The following is a 12,277-nucleotide window of genomic DNA, read 5'->3' as shown; positions in this document are numbered from 1 at the left end:
AAGACCCTAAGACCCCAAGCTCCCAAGACCCTACCTTACCATTTGAGCCTGTCGAGCAGGTTGACGTCGGTGTTCTGAATGTTGCGGTAAATCATCACGATAATGCCTAGGCCGACGGCAACTTCGGCGGCGGCTACGGCCATGATGAAAAACACGAAGACCTGCCCGTTCGGATCGGCGCGGTAGGCCGAAAATGCCGCGAGCAGGACGTTGACGGCGTTGAGCATCAGCTCCACGCACATAAAGATGATGATGGCATTGCGCCGGGTCAGCACTCCCAGCACGCCGATGCTGAAGAGGGCAGCGGCGAAGAACACGTAGTGCTGGAGCGGAACGGTGCGAATGACTTCCGGTATCGTCTGTTCCATTCAGGACGGGGTAACGGCGGAAAAAAGCCCACAACATACGGGGCCCAATTAGCGGGCAAAGGTAGCCCGAAACTTGGGAAAACCACGCGGAAAACTGGCCTTATTGTCCGGCTGTTGCGCCCGGCGGCAGCCCTGGCAGTCATTGCGAGGACGAAGGACGAAGCAAGCCTTCCTCTCGCGGCCCGACGCTACAACACCTGTCGACCGAAAAAATGGCTCCGGCTGAAACCAGACTAACCTATGCCGTTTCTCGGTTTGGGCTTTTCATTCCGTCGGGCCGCGAGAGGAAGGATTGGCTTCGCTTTGCTCGCAATGACTGCCCGCTGAGCCGACAGCCTGCACGCCCTCCCGAAAATTTTCTATTCCCCGTAAAGTAATTTTCCAGCGCCTGCGTCTTCCCCTTCAGAATGGAACAGGCCCTGACCCTATCTACCACCAGCGCGGCTATGACCGAGCAAAACGACCGGCTGCAGCAGGCCGTGCGCGAGCAGCGCGGCAAGCTGCTCTCGTTCATCCGCCGCCGCATCCCCGACGAGGACGATGCCGAAGACGTGCTGCAGGACGTCTTCTACGAGCTGGTGCAAACCTACCGCCTCGTCAAGCCCGTGGAGCAGATGGCGGCTTGGCTGTTCCGGGTGGCCCGCAACAAAATCATCGACCGGTACCGCCGCCCCAAGGCCGCCTCGCTCGAAGAAGCTGCGGCCTACCACTCCGCCGCCGATTCCGACGAGCCCCTGCTGCTGGCCGACATCCTGCCCGCCCCGGACGACTCCACCGAAACGGCCATGGCCCGCGAAACCATCATGGAGGCCATTCTGGACGCCCTCGAGGTATTGCCGCCGGCTCAGCGCGACGTGTTTGTCTGGCACGAGTTCGAGGGCAAAACCTTCAAACAGATGGCCGAGGAAACCGGCGTACCCCTGAAAACCCTGATTTCGCGCAAGCACTACGCCGTGCAGCAGCTGCGCGTGAAGCTCCAAGCTCTGTACGACGACCTTTTCCTGGATTAATGTGCTAATGTGAGGAATGTGCTGATGTGCTAATTCTTCTTTCTCATTAGTACATCAACACATTCACCTCCATTAGCACATCAGCACATTTCCCACATCAGCACATTCAATAAATCATGGACCGCAAATTCTGGTTTCTCCGCGGCCTGCGCATCCTACTCGCCGTTGCCTTCTTTGTTGCCCTGGCGGGCTTCGTGGTCATGTACCTCTGGAACTGGCTGATGCCCTACCTGTTCAACCTGCCCACGGTATCCTTCGCTCAAGCGTTGGGCCTGTTCATCCTCAGCAAGCTGCTGCTCGGTGGCTTCCGCGGCGGCGGACCCGGTGCCGCCTGGAAGGCCAAAGCCCAGCAGCACTGGCGGCAGAAAATGGCCAGCCGCATGGAGGGCATGAGCGAGGAAGAGCGGGAGAAATTCCGCCAAAAGATGCGCCGCTGCAGCCCCTGGGGCCGCATGGCCGAGCAACAGCCGATGGCCCGCCCGGCCGCCACACCCACGGCGGAGTAGGCGTACCGATTGATTTGAAATCAACAGCGGCTCCTGAGTTATCAGGAGCCGCTGTTGGTTAAAAGCTATTTGGGCGGTTTCTCCGCGTGGACCCAGTAATATCCCTGCTCGTTTTTGAACACGGTGCTTTTGCTGGTCTTGTTATCAATGAAAATCTGGGTGAAATAGGATTTGTAGTACCAAACAAAGAAAATGCTGCCCAGCGTGGGCTTCTCGACGTCGATGTAGTTCAGCCAGATTTCACGCGGTCGGTCTACCTTGAAACCGCGAAACTGCCCCTGAAAATACTCGTCCTTGTTCAGCAGCTGACAGCCGGTACGGCTGAGTGTGTAGCAGAATTCGCCACCGTACACCGCGGTATTGTCCGTCTGGAAAGCCGGCAGAAACCAGATGGTGAGCGTCTTATCTGTATTGCGACGAATGTAGTGGTTGAAGTTCAGCTTGGCGGGCCCCTTTACTTCGTCCAGGCGCCGACGAGCATTAAGTAGGGCCCGGGCGTACGGATTGACAAGCGCCGAGTCAGGTCTGTTGGCAGATTCCAGTGCACTGCCGGCTTGGTTTATTACGTAGTGGAAGGCGGGTTCAAAGCGCCCTTTTTCGTACTTACCGTACAGGGCGTGCCACCCGTTCTGGGCGTCCTGGTAGCAGAACCATTGGCCGCCCAACTGCTGCCGCCGGCTCTCGTTCTTGGGCAGCATCACGCTGTCCGTCGTTACCCAGGCTACCCGGTCGTAGGCAGTCAACCACTGTGCTACCTCGAATTTCTCGTTGAAATCCTTGATGTCAAAGTTCGGGCCTTTGCTTTGCTGACCAGCTACCAGGGTACTGCTGAATAAGAGCAAGCCTAAGAGTAAATACTGCCGCATAGAATTAAAAAGTAGGTTGATGCCAATATAGCAGAAGACGCCGGCGGCACCCGATTGCTCAGGCGCCGCCGGCGTCTTCTGTTAAGAAAAAAGGCTTAGAAATGCCGCTCCCCGACTTCGCGCTTGCCCAGCATCACCGAGCCCACCATAGCCACCAGGAACAGCACCGAGGCCAGCTCAAAAGGCAGCAGGTACTGCTGGTAAAGCACCAGGCCCAGGCGGTTCACCATACCAATCTGTGAATCGAAGGTGTTCAGGTCGGCCCCCGTCGGATTCACGTTGCGTAGCGCCGCAATGAGCACCAGCAGCAGCAGGCCGCCGGCAATGGCGCCGGCCACTTTCGCCAGGGCCGATTTATTCGGCTCCGTGTCGGCGTTCAGGTTCAGGAACATCACCACGAACAGGAACAGCACCATGATAGCGCCGGCGTACACGATGATGTTGACGGCCGCCAGGAACTGCGCGTTCAGCAGCAGGTAGTGCCCCGAAATGGCGAAGAACGTCAGCACCAGGAACAGCACCGAGTGCATAGGGTTCTTGGCGAAAACCACGCCCAGGGCACTCAGCAGCGCAACGAACGTCAGGAAATAGAAGAGGGACATGGGACTTTGATGGTCAAATGGGTAAATGGCTGGATGGTCAAATGGCTAAATGGTTGATTGTTCTTGCGTCGTCAGAACGACCAGCCATTTAACCATTCAACCATTTAGCCATTTATTCTACACCCGCCATGCGGCGGGCCAGGGCTTCGGCTTGCTCGGCGGTGAGTTGAATGCCGCGCTTGGAGCGGGCGTTCGGGTCGACGGGCTCTACCAGGCGGTCTTTGCCATAGATGAACTCGTCGCGCTCGAAGCGGGGCGGGGCCATCTTATCGGCCTGCAGGTAGATGGCCGCTTTGGGGCAGGCTTCCTCGCAGAGGCCGCAGAAGATGCAGCGCAGCATGTTGATTTCGTAGCTGATGGCATACTTCTCCTCGCGGTAAAGGTTTTGCTCGCCCTTCTTCCGCTCGCCGGCCACCATGGTAATGGCTTCGGCGGGGCAGGCCACGGCGCAGAGGCCGCAGGCCGTGCACCGTTCCCGGCCTTGCTCGTCGCGCTTGAGCACGTGCAGGCCCCGGAACGTCGGCGCGATGGGGCGCAGCTCCTCGGGGTAACGAATGGTGGCTTTCTTGGAGAAGAAGTGCTTGAGCGTGATGCCCATGCCCGTGAGAATAGCCGGCAGGTAAGCCCGCTCGGCCAGGGTCATGGGCTTCTTCTCCAGGTGCTTTGCTCTATTGGTCAGTCTCATGGTGAAGTCGTGGTTAGCGGCGGGCTACCGTGCGAATTTCGGTGGGCGCAGCTTCTTTGGACACATCCAGCTTGGCTTCCTTGTTGCCGAAGAACAGGATAAAGGCGCCGGTCAGGATGATGTTCAGGATGGCCAGCGGGAAGAGCATGGTCCAGCCCAGGCGCATCAGCTGGTCGTAGCGGAAGCGCGGCAGCGTCCAGCGCACCCACATAAAGAAGAAGATGAAGAAGAAAATCTTCGCGAACAGCGTCACCGTGCCCAGGATGGTTACCACGTTGTGAGCAAACAGCTCGCTCTGCGAGGCCGTCAGGTAATTGTAGAGCAGATGCTCGCCGGGGAAGCTGAAGCCACCGAAGTACAGGGTGCTCATCACGGCCGAGGCCACGAACACGTTGATGTATTCGGCAAACAGGTACAGGCCCATCTTCATCGAGGAATACTCGGTGTGGTAGCCGCCCACCAGCTCGGTTTCGCACTCGGGCAGGTCGAAGGGCGTGCGGTTCGTTTCGGCGAAGGCGCACACGCAAAAGATAATGAAGCCCAGCGGCTGGTACACGATGTTCCAGAGCCCGTCGTACTGCTGCAGGGCAATCTGGCGCAGGCTTAGCGTGCCGGTTACCATCAGCAGGGCAATCAGTGCCATGCCCATGGCCAGCTCGTAGCTCACGGCCTGGGCGGCGGCACGGATGGCGCCGAGCAGGGAGAACTTGTTGTTCGAGGCCCAGCCGCCAATCATCAGCCCGTACACGCCCAGCGACACCACGCCGAACACGTACAGCATCCCGATGTTGACCTCGATGGCCTGCAGGCGCACCACTTCGCCGTTGCCCAGCAGCAGGGTATTGCCGAAGGGAATAACGGCCGAGGCCATCAGCGCCGTGGTCATGGCCAGGCAGGGGCCGAACACGAACAGGCCGCGGTTGGCACCGGCCGGGAAGAACTCTTCCTTGGTGAACAGCTTCACGGCGTCGGCCAGGGGCTGCAGCAGGCCGTAGGGGCCGGCGCGGTCGGGGCCCACGCGGTCCTGCAGAAAGGCCGCCACCACGCGCTCGGCGTAGGTGGAGTAGGTGGCAATCAGCAGCGAAATGCCGAATACGGCCAGAATGACGAGGCTCTGCCAGGAAATGACGAAGGACGTCAGGGCGGAAAAATCCATCTTTTCGTTTTTCGTTATTCGTTTCTCGTTGTTCGGGTTTTGCTGCTCGGAGGTGGCTTACGCCTGCTCCGAAAAACGAAAAACAAACAACGAAAAACGAAGACTATCTGCCGAGTTTCAGCGGCGGGTTGTTTTCCAGGTCGCGGACGGAGCTTTCGGGCAGGTCGGCAATGACTTGCGCGTTGAGCACCGGCAGCTCGTAGTGGTTGGCCGAAATAACGGAGGTGCGGTCGATGTGGGCCGGGCCTTCGATGGTCCAGTCCGCCGTTTCCTTTTTCTCGAAGCGGCACTCGTTGCAGATCCACTCCTTCACCTCGCCGTACTCGTCCTTGCGGGCCGTTACGCGCAGCACGTCCTTGCCCTTGTACCAGAGCACCACGCGGCCGCCGCACTTCTCGTGCGAGCAGTTGCGGTGGGCGTTGACGGGCTTGGTGAACCACACGCGCTGCTTGAAGCGCCAGGTCTTGTCGGTCAGGGCGCCCACCGGGCACACGTCGATGACGTTGCCGGAGAAGTCCTGATCGATGATGTTGTCGATGTAGGTGCCGATTTCGGCGGCGTCGCCGCGGCCCAGCACGCCGTGCACGCGCTTTTCCGTCAGCTGGTCGGCCGTGTACACGCAGCGGTAGCACAGGATGCAGCGCGTCATGTGCAGCTGGATGTAGGGGCCGATGTCGATTTTCTCGAAGGTGCGGCGCTCTTCCTCGTAGCGCGTCGTCGCCACGCCGTGCTCGAAGGCAAAGTTCTGCAGGTCACACTCGCCGGCCTGGTCGCAGACGGGGCAATCCAGCGGGTGGTTGATGAGCAGCATCTCCACGATGCCCTTGCGCACGTCGAGTACCGACTGGTTGGTGGTATTCTCCACCACCATGCCGTCCTGCACCGTGGTGATGCACGAGGGCACCAGCTTGGGCATGGGGCGCGGGTCCTTGGCCGAGCCAGCCGCCACCTTCACCAGGCAGGCGCGGCACTTGCCGCCCGTCCCTTTGATGGGGGTGTAGTAGCACATGGCCGGCGGCACGATGTTGCCCCCGATTTTGCGGGCGGCGTTCAGGATAGTGGTACCGTCCGGTACTTCTATCTCGATGCCGTCGAAGGTTATTTTAGCCATTTGATCTATCTGTTGAGAGCGTACCGCTCAGCGCTTAGTGTTGTTTGGGTTCTGCAGCTTGTCTTTGCTCCGGGGCCATGCCACGTAGGCAGTTATTCCCAGGATAATGACTAGTGCTGTAAGACCTACTGCCAAAAGGTACCACAGGGAGTAGAACAGCACGGTCAGCAGAGTTAAGCCATCAAAAAACGAGAGCTAAGCGCGTGGATTTATTCAAAGTTAAACCCCTACCGCCGCTTTCGACGAGTAGTAGGCGCCGGGGCGGGTAGCCTCAGCGGGGTTGGTCACGTGCCACTCGAACTCGTGGCGGAAGTGGCGCACAGCGGCGGCTACCGGCCAGGCGGCGGCTTCGCCGAGCGGGCAGATGGTGTTGCCCTCGATTTGCTTGGCTACGCTCACCAGCAGGTCGATGTCGTGCATGTGGCCGTGGCCGTGCTCGAGGCGGTGCAGCACCTTCTCCAGCCAGCCCGTACCCTCGCGGCAGGGCGAGCATTGCCCGCACGACTCGTGGTGGTAGAAGCGGGAGAAGCTCCAGGTGTTGCGCACGATGCAGGTCGTCTCGTCCATGGCAATGAAGCCACCCGAGCCCAGCATGGTGCCGGTCACGAAGCCACCGTCAGACAGCGACTCGTAGGTCATCAGGCGGTTTTCACCGGCCGCGGTCTTCAGAATCAGCTCCTTGGGCAGAATCGGCACCGACGAACCGCCGGCTACCACCGCTTTCAGGTCGCGGCCCTTCCAGATGCCGCCGCAGTACTCGTCGGAGTAGATAAACTCCTCCACCGGCACGCCCAGCTCGATTTCGTAGATGCCCGGCTTGTTGAGGTGGCCGCAGGCCGAAATCAGCTTGGTGCCGGTGCTCTTGCCCACGCCCAGCTTGGCGTATTCCTCGCCGCCGTCGTTGATGATGGGCACCACCGCCGAGATGGACTCGACGTTGTTCACCACCGTCGGGCGGGCGTAGAGGCCCTGCACGGCGGGGAAGGGCGGCTTGTTGCGCGGGTTGCCGCGCTTGCCTTCCAGCGACTCCAGCAGGGCGGTTTCTTCACCGCAGATGTAGGCGCCGCCGCCGGGGTGTACGTGCAGGTCCAGGTCGTAGCCCGAGCCCAGGATGTTCTTGCCCAGGAAGCCGTTGGCGTAGGCCTCTGCAATGGCTTTTTCCAGGATGCGCAGCACGTAGAGCAGCTCCCCGCGGATGTAGATGTACGAGGTGTTGGCGCCCAGCGCGTACGAACTCGTAATCATGCCCTCGATGAGCAGGTGGGGCAGGCGCGACATCAGGTGGCGGTCCTTGAAGGTGCCCGGCTCCGATTCGTCGGCGTTGCACACCAGGTAGCGCGGCACGCCCACGGGCTTGGCGAGGAAGCTCCACTTCATGCCCGTGGGGAAACCGGCGCCGCCGCGGCCGCGCAGGCCCGACTTCTTCACCTCTTCCACCACCTCGTCGGGGGTCATCGTCTTCAGGGCCTTCTCCACCGAGCGGTAACCGCCGTGTTTGCGGTATACCTCGAAGGTGTCGATGCCGGGGACGTTAATATGTTCGGTCAGTAGCTTGCGGCCCATGTTGGTAAGCGGTTAGCTCGCAGCTGTTAGCTGTTGGTTTCGTGGTCGTTTTCCAGTCGGCTGATGCGGCCCGCGTGGTCGGCGAGGGTCTGCCGGGTTTGCGCCGCCTCGTCCCGAAAAGCCGTGATGAGCATTTCGGTGTTTTTGCGGTTTTCGTCCATCAGCAGCCGGAACTGCTCATCGGTGTATTGCTGCTGCTTGAGCATCAGGGCCGCCATCTGTTGCAAAGCCGTTTTGACTTCGCGCATGTCTTCTTTCATCTCATGCATTTCGATGAGAATTTCCGAAACAATCAGTGGCAGGTCCTTATTACGCTCGTCCATGGCAGCAGAAGGTAAGACTTATTGCTGGCTGTGGGCCAGGCCGGTCTGCTCCCAGGGTAGCAGCGGGCGGTGCACCAAGTTGCGCAGCTCCGCGAGCATGGCGTCCACCGCTTCCGGCGTATCCAGCTGCTCGTAGTATTTCTCGCGCACCTGCACGATGGGCGCCGTGCCGCAGGCGGCCAGGCACTCTACTTCTTTCAGGGTAAACAGGCCGTCCGGCGACGTTTCGCCCACCTTCGCGCCGGTGAGGCGCTCCAGCTGGGCCGTCAGCTCATCCGAGCCGCGCAGCATGCAGGGGCCGGTGCGGCAGATTTCCAGCACGTGCTGGCCCACCGGCTTAAGGTTGAACATGGTGTAGAACGAGGACACCTCGTACACCTCGATGGGCAGGATGCCGATGGTTTCGGCCACCAGGTCCTGCACCTCCGGGCTCACCCAGCCGCCAAACTCCGCCTGCGCGATGTGCAGGATGGGCAGCAGGGCCGACTTGCGGCGCTCGGCCGGGTAGTGTTCAAACAGACGGGCAATTTCGGCCTGGGCGGCAGGGGAGAATTGCGGCTTTACGGGCGCGGTCGTCGATTCCATAAGCGCAGGTTAAGCGTCCAGCTCGCCAGCAATGACGTTCATGGAGCTCAGGGTAATGATGGCGTCGGAGAGGGTCGAGCCTACCACCATTTCGGGGTAAGCTTGGTAGTAGATGTAGCAGGGCCGGCGGAAGTGCAGGCGGTAGGGCGTGCGCCCGCCGTCCGAAATCAGGTAGAAGCCCAGCTCGCCGTTGCCGCCTTCCACCGAGTGGTACACCTCACCCACCGGGGCGTCGATTTCGCCCATGATGATTTTGAAGTGGTAAATCAGCGCCTCCATGTTGCGGTACACCTCCTGCTTGGGCGGGAGGTAGTAGTGCGGGGCGTCGGCGTGGTAGGGGCCGTCGGGGAGCTTGGCCAGGGCCTGCTCGATGATGCGGTAGCTCTGCCAGATTTCCTCGTTGCGCACCAGGTACCGGTCGTAGGTGTCGCCGTTGGTGCCAATCGGAATTTCGAACTCGAAGTCCTCGTACGAGGAGTAGGGGTTCATCACCCGCACGTCGTAGTCGACGCCGGCGGCGCGCAGGTTGGGGCCGGTGAAGCCGTAGTTCAGGGCGCGCTCGGCCGTAATCGGACCCACGTTGATGGTGCGGTCCATGAAGATGCGGTTGCGGTCGAACAGGTTCTGGAATTCCTTCATCACGGCCGGGAATTCCTTCATCCACTTGCGCAGCTTGGCTAGCGCCACCTCGGAGAAGTCGCGCTCCATGCCGCCCACGCGGCCCATGTTGGTGGTCAGGCGCGAGCCGCAGACCTCCTCGTAGATTTCGTAGATCTTTTCGCGCTCCTCAAAGAGGTAGAGGAAGCCCGAGAAAGCGCCGGTGTCCACGCCCAGAATGCCGTTGCAGATGAGGTGGTCGGCAATGCGGGCCAGCTCCATCATAATCACGCGCATGTACTGGGCGCGCTTGGGCACTTCCACGCCCAGCAGCTTTTCCACCGTCATGTGCCAGCCCATGTTGTTGATGGGGCTGGAGCAGTAGTTCATCCGGTCAGTCAGCGGCGTAATCTGGTAGAAGGGACGCCGCTCGGCAATCTTCTCGAAAGCCCGGTGGATGTAGCCGATGGTGGGCACGCCGGAAATGATTTTCTCGCCATCCATTTGCAGGATGTTCTGGAAAATGCCGTGCGTGGCCGGGTGCGTGGGACCCAGGTTGAGCGTGGTGAGGTCGGTACCGAAGTCCTCGGTCTTGGTGACCATCACGCCGCGCTGCTGCTGGACCGCCTCGTGGTGAATATGCTCCGTCGCGGTAAGTGCGTCGTTCGTTGCCATGGTTTAGTGCCTGGTGCTTAGTGCTTGGTGCTTAGTTTGTTCTTACTCGGTTCAGTGCCTAAGCACTATGCACCAAGCACTAAGCACCAAATGCTATCGGCCGAAGAAGAGGTCGGTTTTGTCTTCGCGGGTGCCGTCTTCCAGCGGGTACTCCTTGCGCATGGGGTGGTAGTCCATGTCCTCCACGTTCAGGATGCGGATGAGGTTGGGGTGCCCGGTGAAGATGATGCCGTAGAAGTCGTAGGCTTCGCGCTCCATCCAGTTGGCGGTGGCGTAGATGTCGGTCATCGTCGGCACCACCGGATCGGCGATGGGGAAGAAGATTTTCAGGCGCAGCCGGATGTTGTGCACCATGCTGTGCAGCTGGTACACCACGCTCAACTCCTTGCCTTCGTTGTCGGGCCAGTGCACGCCGCACATCGTGGTCAGGAAGTTGAGCAGCAGCTCCTTCTCGCCGTGCAGCACGTCCAGGATTTCGTGGATGCGGTTGCGGCTGACGGTGGCGGTGAGCAAGCCGTAAGGCTCCTCCACGTCCGCGAACGTATCGGCGCCGAACAGACTGTGCAGGCGCTCCAGCAGCTGTTCGTTGCTGATGGCCGCGTGGGCTTTCACGTAATCCGCCGCCTTGGCCTGGGCCGCCGGCGAAGTGTTGAGGTCGTTCATGCTTTAGAAGTGAGAGCCGAGAGCTTAGAACTTAGAAGGGGGAGGCCGCGAGGCGGCTCATCGCACGATTCTAGGTTCTAAGCTCTCATCTCTAAGCTCTACTTAATGTTGTAAGACGCCAGCAGGGCCTGGTATTCAGGCGAGTTGCGGCGGCGGATCGACTCGTTTTTGGCCAGCTCCTGCACGCGCATCAGGCCTTCGAGTACCTGCTCGGGGCGGGGCGGGCAGCCGGGCACGTACACGTCGACGGGGATGATGCGGTCGATGCCCTGCAGCACGGAGTAGCTGTCGAAGATGCCGCCCGAGGAGGCGCAGGCGCCCATGGCCAGCACCCAGCGGGGCTCGGCCATCTGCTCGTACACCTGCTTCACGATGGGGGCCATCTTCTTGGCGATGGTGCCCATCACCATCAGCAGGTCGGCCTGCCGCGGCGAGAAGGACGGGCGCTCCGAGCCGAAGCGCGAGATGTCGTAGTGGGCGCCCATGGTAGCCATGAACTCGATGCCGCAGCAGGAGGTGGCGAAGGGCAGGGGCCACAGGGAGTTGGCGCGGGCAATGCCCACCACCTTGTCCAGCGAGGTAGCGAAGAAACCGGCGCCTTCGATGCCCTCGGGGGCGGCTACGGTTTTGATTTCAGGAACGCGGTTATCACTCATGGTGAAGGTTTCTCTGGTTGGGGAAGTAAGCGCGGCGGCAACTCCACCTTTCCGAACACAAGTCCGGGCGTTTTAGTGCTTGGTAAGTAGTGCTTGGTGCTTGGTTCGGGCTGCTTTTAGGGCGAGCTAAGCACCAGGCACCATCAACTAAGCACCAATCAGTTCTGCCACTTCAGGATGCCCTTCTTGATGATGTAGTAGAAGCCGGCCAGCAGCAGGCCCATGAACATCAGCATCTCCACGAAGCCGAACATGCCCAGCTCGCGGAAATTCACGGCCCAGGGGTACATGAAGATGACTTCCACGTCGAAGAGCACGAAAAGGATGGCCGTCAGGAAGTACTTCACCGAAATCGGGGTGCGGGCGTTGCCCACCGACTCGATGCCGCACTCGAAGGACGAGTCTTTTACTTTGGAGTGGCGCTTGGGGCCGACGAGGTGGGACACCACCATCGAGAAGGCGACGAAGGCCAGCGCGAGGCCGAACTGAATGATAATCGGCAGGTAATCGGCCGGTTGGTAGGCAACGGGGGTGGCTAACAGCATGGCAGCGGGAACGGTTGGCTGTTGAAAAAAGGCATTGGCGGCAAAGGTAGGACGAAAACCGGGGGGGTGCAACGAATCCCGGAGGTAGGGCGGCGTATCTTTGGAGAAACTGCGCGGCGCATCGGCAGGTGACGCCAAGCATTAAAGAACGACGCCAGTTTCAGCCGTCTTCACTTTCGCCCGATATGACTCAGTCTCAAGCCGCCAAGCGCCTCTACACGGTGGAAGAATACTTCGCCCTAGAGCCCGTGGACAGTCAGTCGTAGCTTTGCCGGATGCGTCGTCATGAACTTACTGATCGTGAGTGGAAACTGATTCAACCGCATGTGCTGGGCAAAGCGGGTACGGCGGGCGGCACCGGCCGTA

15 protein-coding genes are annotated in these 12,277 nt (G+C 60.3%); 2 read left to right on the top strand and 13 right to left on the bottom strand.

The genetic code is table 11. The features are described 5' to 3' along the window. Positions 1 to 35: 35 nt before the first annotated feature. The gene (gene nuoK, locus EJV47_RS26600) at positions 36 to 368 is read right to left on the bottom strand and encodes an NADH-quinone oxidoreductase subunit NuoK (protein WP_111480783.1); all 333 of its coding nucleotides are present in this window, start codon (positions 366 to 368) and stop codon (positions 36 to 38) included. A gap of 407 nt (positions 369 to 775) precedes the next feature. Between nuoK and EJV47_RS26595 the strand changes: the two genes are divergently transcribed. After that, on the top strand, positions 776 to 1,378 hold the full coding sequence (locus EJV47_RS26595) for an RNA polymerase sigma factor (protein WP_207896008.1): 603 nt from the start codon (positions 776 to 778) through the stop codon (positions 1,376 to 1,378). Between the two features lie 116 nt (positions 1,379 to 1,494). Further along, complete coding sequence (locus tag EJV47_RS26590; RefSeq protein WP_126696255.1) at positions 1,495 to 1,884, top strand: hypothetical protein; 390 nt, start codon at positions 1,495 to 1,497, stop codon at positions 1,882 to 1,884. 65 nt (positions 1,885 to 1,949) lie between these two features. On the opposite strand, the gene EJV47_RS26585 is transcribed toward EJV47_RS26590, so the two are convergent. The 12 genes from EJV47_RS26585 to EJV47_RS26530 form a co-directional block, all read right to left on the bottom strand. Further along, positions 1,950 to 2,750, bottom strand: coding sequence for a hypothetical protein (locus EJV47_RS26585; protein WP_126696254.1), 801 nt, complete (start codon positions 2,748 to 2,750; stop codon positions 1,950 to 1,952). Between the two features lie 95 nt (positions 2,751 to 2,845). Then, on the bottom strand, positions 2,846 to 3,352 hold the full coding sequence (locus EJV47_RS26580) for an NADH-quinone oxidoreductase subunit J family protein (RefSeq protein WP_126696253.1): 507 nt from the start codon (positions 3,350 to 3,352) through the stop codon (positions 2,846 to 2,848). 112 nt (positions 3,353 to 3,464) lie between these two features. Then, positions 3,465 to 4,037, bottom strand: coding sequence for a NuoI/complex I 23 kDa subunit family protein (locus EJV47_RS26575; RefSeq protein WP_126696252.1), 573 nt, complete (start codon positions 4,035 to 4,037; stop codon positions 3,465 to 3,467). A 13-nt stretch (positions 4,038 to 4,050) separates the two neighbouring features. Further along, positions 4,051 to 5,193 (bottom strand): NADH-quinone oxidoreductase subunit NuoH, encoded by a 1,143-nt coding sequence (nuoH, locus tag EJV47_RS26570; RefSeq protein ID WP_126696251.1) that lies wholly within the window; start codon positions 5,191 to 5,193, stop codon positions 4,051 to 4,053. Positions 5,194 to 5,296: 103 nt separating this feature from the next. Then, positions 5,297 to 6,304 (bottom strand): NADH-quinone oxidoreductase subunit G, encoded by a 1,008-nt coding sequence (locus tag EJV47_RS26565; RefSeq protein ID WP_126696250.1) that lies wholly within the window; start codon positions 6,302 to 6,304, stop codon positions 5,297 to 5,299. Between the two features lie 219 nt (positions 6,305 to 6,523). Beyond that, the gene (nuoF, locus tag EJV47_RS26560) at positions 6,524 to 7,867 is read right to left on the bottom strand and encodes an NADH-quinone oxidoreductase subunit NuoF (RefSeq protein WP_126696249.1); all 1,344 of its coding nucleotides are present in this window, start codon (positions 7,865 to 7,867) and stop codon (positions 6,524 to 6,526) included. Positions 7,868 to 7,893: 26 nt separating this feature from the next. Beyond that, complete coding sequence (locus EJV47_RS26555) at positions 7,894 to 8,190, bottom strand: hypothetical protein (RefSeq protein WP_126696248.1); 297 nt, start codon at positions 8,188 to 8,190, stop codon at positions 7,894 to 7,896. Between the two features lie 18 nt (positions 8,191 to 8,208). Further along, entirely contained in the window at positions 8,209 to 8,775 is a 567-nt protein-coding gene (locus EJV47_RS26550) for an NADH-quinone oxidoreductase subunit NuoE family protein (protein ID WP_126696247.1), read from the bottom strand. A 9-nt stretch (positions 8,776 to 8,784) separates the two neighbouring features. Next, positions 8,785 to 9,975, bottom strand: coding sequence for an NADH dehydrogenase (quinone) subunit D (nuoD, locus tag EJV47_RS26545; protein WP_126696328.1), 1,191 nt, complete (start codon positions 9,973 to 9,975; stop codon positions 8,785 to 8,787). 165 nt (positions 9,976 to 10,140) lie between these two features. Next, on the bottom strand, positions 10,141 to 10,710 hold the full coding sequence (locus EJV47_RS26540) for an NADH-quinone oxidoreductase subunit C (RefSeq protein ID WP_126696246.1): 570 nt from the start codon (positions 10,708 to 10,710) through the stop codon (positions 10,141 to 10,143). A gap of 98 nt (positions 10,711 to 10,808) precedes the next feature. Next, positions 10,809 to 11,366, bottom strand: coding sequence for an NADH-quinone oxidoreductase subunit B (locus EJV47_RS26535; RefSeq protein ID WP_126696245.1), 558 nt, complete (start codon positions 11,364 to 11,366; stop codon positions 10,809 to 10,811). Between the two features lie 158 nt (positions 11,367 to 11,524). Next, entirely contained in the window at positions 11,525 to 11,911 is a 387-nt protein-coding gene (locus EJV47_RS26530; RefSeq protein WP_126696244.1) for an NADH-quinone oxidoreductase subunit A, read from the bottom strand. Between the last annotated feature and the right edge of the window lie 366 nt (positions 11,912 to 12,277).

The organism is Hymenobacter gummosus (assembly GCF_003970915.1).
Taxonomy (GTDB): Bacteria; Bacteroidota; Bacteroidia; order Cytophagales; family Hymenobacteraceae; genus Solirubrum; species Solirubrum gummosum.
This window is presented reverse-complemented; position numbering and strand designations above follow the sequence as displayed.